Genomic DNA, 4,801 nt, shown 5'->3' on the forward strand with positions numbered 1-4,801 from the left:
GTTCAGCCACGGCCAACCGATAGCGTCGTTTACTGTGACTTCCCTCGGCTGGCGCGAACGGCCAGCGACCGCCCACTTCGGCCCCTCCTCGTGGCAGTCCAGCCTGCTGTCCGCGCTGACCGCGACCTTCGTCCGGCCGCTGTTGGCCGCGCTGACTCTGCTCGGCCTGGTCGTCAACCGCGTCAGACCCGACACCCTGCAGCGGGTTCGCCTGGACGGCATCGACGGTCCGCTCAAGCTCATCCGGCCGGTGCCCGGCACCGAAGTCGTACGCGTCGATCTGCCGCACTGCCCGGCGGAATGGGTCGTTGCCCCCAAGGCGCGCGACTCCACGTCGCTGATCGTTTACTTCCACGGCTCGGCGCTGGTGACGCTCGGGCTCAACTCCCATCGCCGATTCGTCAGCCGACTGTCGGCGGCGACCGGCGCCAAAGTGCTCAATGTCGGCTATCGACTGGCCCCGCAGGCCACGATCGAAGAAGCCGTCGCCGACGGGTTGGACGGCTACCGCTTCGCGTTGGCGCAGGGGTTCGCGCCCGAGCGCATCGTGCTGGCCGGCGACTCGGCCGGTGGTCTGATGGCCGCCGCGGTCGCCTTGGCGGTGCGCGACGGCGGGCTACCGGTGCCCGCCGGACAGGTGCTGATGTCCCCGCTGACATCGTCGGACATGGATCTGAAGTACCGCGCTTTGAAAGACCATCGCGACGTGATGTTTCCGTTCATGACGGTGAAGTTCATCTACGACGTGTTCGCCACCGTCAATGGCACGCGGCCGCCGCCGGTGATGCCGCCGGACGCCGACCTGCGCGGCCTGGGCCCGTTCCTGCTGCAGGTGGGCACCCACGAGATGCTGCTCAACGACACGACCGTGTTCGCCGAGCGGTTGCGCGCCCACAACGTCGAGGTCTGGGTTCAGCAGTGGCACAAGGCGATGCACATGTTCCAACTGAGCTTCGACGTCAACCCCGACGCCCGTCGCGCGGTAGACGAGGTCGCGGCGTTCGTCCGCTACGCCACCAGCGTGCAGGACGAGATCAGCGCTTAGCGGTTAGTGCGCGAAGTGTCGGGCGCCAGTCAGGTACAGCGTCACGCCGGCCTTCTCCGCCGCGGCGGTCACCTCGTCGTCTCGCACCGAACCGCCCGGGTGCACGATCGCCTTCACGCCCGCGGCGGCCAGGGTGTCCAGGCCGTCCGGAAACGGGAAAAACGCGTCGGAAGCGGCGACCGCGCCACGCACCCTTGTCCCCCCGCGCTCGACGGCTAACCGTGCCGCGTCGACGCGGTTCACCTGGCCCATGCCGATGCCGATGGTGGCGCCGCCGCCGGCGATCACGATCGCGTTGGATTTCACTGCGCGACACGTTCGCCAGGCAAAGGCCAGATCGGCCAGCGTGGCCGGGTCGGCCGGGTCGCCGGTGGCGCGCGTCCAGTTGTTCGGGTCATCGCCGACGGCATCGATCTGGTCGCGCTGCTGCACCAGCATCCCGCCGCTGATCGGACGGCGCTCGACGTCGTCGCCCATCGGCTCGGCAGCGAGCAGGACCCGCACGTTCTTTTTGCGGGCCAGCACGTCGACCGCGCCCGGCGCGTAGGCGGGCGCGACGATCACCTCGGTGAAGATCGTGCTCACATACTCGGCCATCTCGACGCTGACCTCGGTGTTGGCCGCGATCACCCCGCCGTACGCGCTCAGCGGATCGCACTCGTGGGCCTTGCGGTGCGCATCGGCGACCGAATCCGACGACACCGCGATGCCACACGGATTGGCGTGCTTGATGATCGCGACACAGATGCCGTCATGGTCGAACGCCGCCCGCCAGGCCGCGTCGGCGTCGGTGAAGTTGTTGTACGACATCTCTTTTCCGTGCAGCTGCTCGGCCTGCGCCAGACCGGGCCAGCCGCTGTCGTCGACGTAGAGCGCGGCCTGCTGATGTGGGTTCTCACCGTAGCGGAGTTCGGTCGAGCGTCGCCACGTCGCGGCCAACCAGGCCGGGAACGCCGCGGCCGGCTCCTCGGGCGCCAGCGTCGACTCCATCCAACCGGCCACCGCGACGTCGTACTCAGCGGTGTGCCGAAAAGCCAACGACGCCAATTTCTTTCGCTCGGCGAGGGTGAAGCCGCCGTTGCGCACCGCGGCCAGCACGCCGTCATAGCCGACTGGGTCGGTCACCACCGCCACGCTCGGATGGTTTTTGGCCGACGCCCGGACCATCGACGGCCCGCCGATGTCGATCTGCTCGACACATTCGTCGGCACCCGCCCCGGATTCGACGGTCTCGCTGAACGGGTAGAGATTGACCACCACCAACTGGAACGCCGCGATACCGAGTTGCTCGATGGCGGCGGCATGCTCGGGTTTGCGAAGGTCGGCCAGCAGACCGGCGTGCACACGTGGGTGCAGGGTTTTGACCCGACCGTCGAGCACCTCCGGGAAACCGGTGAGCTCCTCCACCGGTATCACGGGAATACCTTTCTCAGCAATGGTTTTCGCGGTCGAACCGGTCGACACGATCTCCACCCCGGCCGCTGCCAAACCCTCGGCGAGTTCGACCAGACCGGTCTTGTCGTAAACGCTGATCAGCGCGCGGCGAATCGGCCGCCTCTCGTCATTCGTGCTCATCTGCGCCGCTCCTCATCCGATGGTCGCCTTTCGCCCACTCCAGGTCACTCCCCCGGCCGCCACTGCGGCTATCACCTCCACCAAGAGTCGCCGTTCGGCGACCTTGATGCGTTCGTGCAGGGTCTCTTCGCTGTCGTCGTCATGTACCCGAACGGCCTGCTGGGCCAGTATCGGGCCGGTGTCGGTACCGACGTCGACCAAATGCACCGTGCAGCCGGTGATTTTGACGCCGTGGGCCAGCGCCTCGGCCACCCCGTGCGCTCCCGGGAACGACGGCAGCAGCGCGGGGTGGGTATTGATGATCCGGCCCACGAATCTCGAAAGAAATTCTGAGCCAAGAATTTTCATGAATCCAGCGGAAACGACGAGGTCCGGTGAATGCTCGGCCGTCGCCTCGGTGAGCGCAGCGTCCCAGGCGGCGCGGTGGGGGTAATCGGCCAGCTGCACGTTGAACGACGGCAGCAACGCGGCGGCCGCGATATCGAGGGCGCCGCATTCGCGGTCGACGCCGACAGCGACCACCCGGGCTGGATAGTCGTCGACGGCCGCCTCGAGCAGCGACGCCAGCAGCGAACCGGTGCCCGAGGCCAGCACCACCACTCGTGCCGGTGCACTGGGAGGCACACGGAACGGTTGCTGCACAGGTCAGAGCCTAGCGGTCGCCCTCCGGCGGCTGATCGACGCCCGACCTGTCGGGGACCTCGAAATGCACCTCGTCGGCATCACCGGCTGCGGTGACATCGGTGGCTGCGTCGGCTTCGGTGGGTGCGGTCTCGAAGTCCGGCGCAGCGGGCACCGGCTTGGGCTCGCGCGCACGGCGTTGAATTCCGCCGGCCATCACCACGGTGAGCGCGCCGACCGCGGTGAACCACAGAAAGACCGCGAAACCGAATGTCCCTTGGTCGATTCCGACGCCGCCAAAGTTGCCCAGCTGACCGCTGCCGGCGTAGCCGAGCAGCGCCAAGGTCAGGGCTGCCAGCAATGCCGCGGTGCCGACCTTGGCCATCGCATCCGACAGCGGCAGCGGCCGTCGCGCGCACTGCTGCCCGAGCGCAACCCCGGAGGATGCTCCGACGATGAGCAGCGCCACCCACACCGGTCCCAGCGGCGGGTGGGGCGCCGCGGCCAGCACCGGCAGCGCCGGGATGTCGCCGCCGAACACCGTGAACGAGCTGAATGTCGCAAATCCCAGGTGAGCGCTCGATCCCACCGCCATCGCGGCGGTCGCGACGATGACGTTGGGCACGTACAACACCGACAGCAGGGTCAGGCTGAACTGACCGAAAAGTGAATTGGTGATCCCGTACAGATCCTGCATCGTGGCCCAGTGCACGACCAGCGAGCAGGCCGCCACCAGTCCCGAGAGCCCGAGCAACGCCAGCACGCCAGCCGTTGCCGCGCGCGGCGAATCAGCCAACCAGTCCGGTAGCGGCGACGCCGCGAGTGCCCGTCGGCCGACCCGTGACCCAACCCCGATGATCGCGCCGATGGCATGCACCACCAGCACACTCATGAAGGCTCGCAGCGCGTTGGGGGTCTGCAGTTCGGTGATCACCGAGGACGCGTCGTGAATGACGGCCAGCGCGATCGCGGTGAACAGCAGCGGACCACCCAACGCCGACGCGACGATCCATCGGGCGACGAACCACGACGCCGTCGGCGTAGTCGCGTGCGCGGTGGTGCGCGCGGTGGCCCACACCATCAGCAGCACCGGAACCAGCGGCATCACACCCAGCTCGCGGCCACCGATGGAAATGGGCACCTGATGCACGCCTAGCCACATGCTGGCGATCGCGCCGAGCGCTCCGGTCATGTCGCTGTTGGCGATCACCAGCTGCAGCAGCGTCACGGCGGCGATGACCACCAGCGCAACCACCGCCGGGCCGAACGCGACCCGGACGAGGTCACGCGCCTGATAGGCGCCCGGGGGTCGACTGTCCGGGGTCACGGTTTGACGACGTTACCTACTCAGCCCCCTTGTCGGCGACCCGCCGCGCCCGGCACCCCCGAGCTAACGATCGCCTCAGCCCCCTTGTCGGCGACCCGCCGCGCCCGGCACCCCCGAGAGCTTGAACCCAGTCAGGACTGCGCGGGGCCCGATGGCGACGACGGCGCCTGCGGCTGCTGGCCTGACCCGAACGACTGCTGACCGTGGCCTGACCCGCTCTGGTCGGCGGCGCT

4 protein-coding genes are annotated in these 4,801 nt (G+C 68.3%); 1 reads left to right on the top strand and 3 read right to left on the bottom strand.

The genetic code is table 11. The features are described from left to right. On the top strand, positions 1–1,045 hold a 1,045-nt coding region (locus tag AC2VOU_RS02380), incomplete at its 5' end, for an alpha/beta hydrolase (protein WP_486955914.1). A 3-nt stretch (positions 1,046–1,048) separates the two neighbouring features. On the opposite strand, the gene purH is transcribed toward AC2VOU_RS02380, so the two are convergent. From purH to AC2VOU_RS02395, 3 genes are read right to left on the bottom strand one after another with little or no spacing between them, the layout of a single operon-like run. Continuing rightward, positions 1,049–2,620: a bifunctional phosphoribosylaminoimidazolecarboxamide formyltransferase/IMP cyclohydrolase gene (purH, locus tag AC2VOU_RS02385; protein WP_486955915.1), complete on the bottom strand. Its 1,572-nt coding sequence runs from the start codon at positions 2,618–2,620 to the stop codon at positions 1,049–1,051. A gap of 12 nt (positions 2,621–2,632) precedes the next feature. Further along, positions 2,633–3,262, bottom strand: coding sequence for a phosphoribosylglycinamide formyltransferase (gene purN, locus AC2VOU_RS02390; RefSeq protein ID WP_486955916.1), 630 nt, complete (start codon positions 3,260–3,262; stop codon positions 2,633–2,635). A gap of 10 nt (positions 3,263–3,272) precedes the next feature. Beyond that, positions 3,273–4,568: a cell division protein PerM gene (locus tag AC2VOU_RS02395; protein ID WP_486955917.1), complete on the bottom strand. Its 1,296-nt coding sequence runs from the start codon at positions 4,566–4,568 to the stop codon at positions 3,273–3,275. Positions 4,569–4,801: the final 233 nt, after the last annotated feature.

The organism is Mycobacterium sp. TH-M25 (assembly GCF_057473665.1).

Bases quoted from the DNA above. Each gene is read 5' to 3' on its own strand.
- purH (WP_486955915.1), bottom strand. From the start codon at position 2,620: ATGAGCACGAATGACGAGAGGCGGCCGATTCGCCGCGCGCTGATCAGC.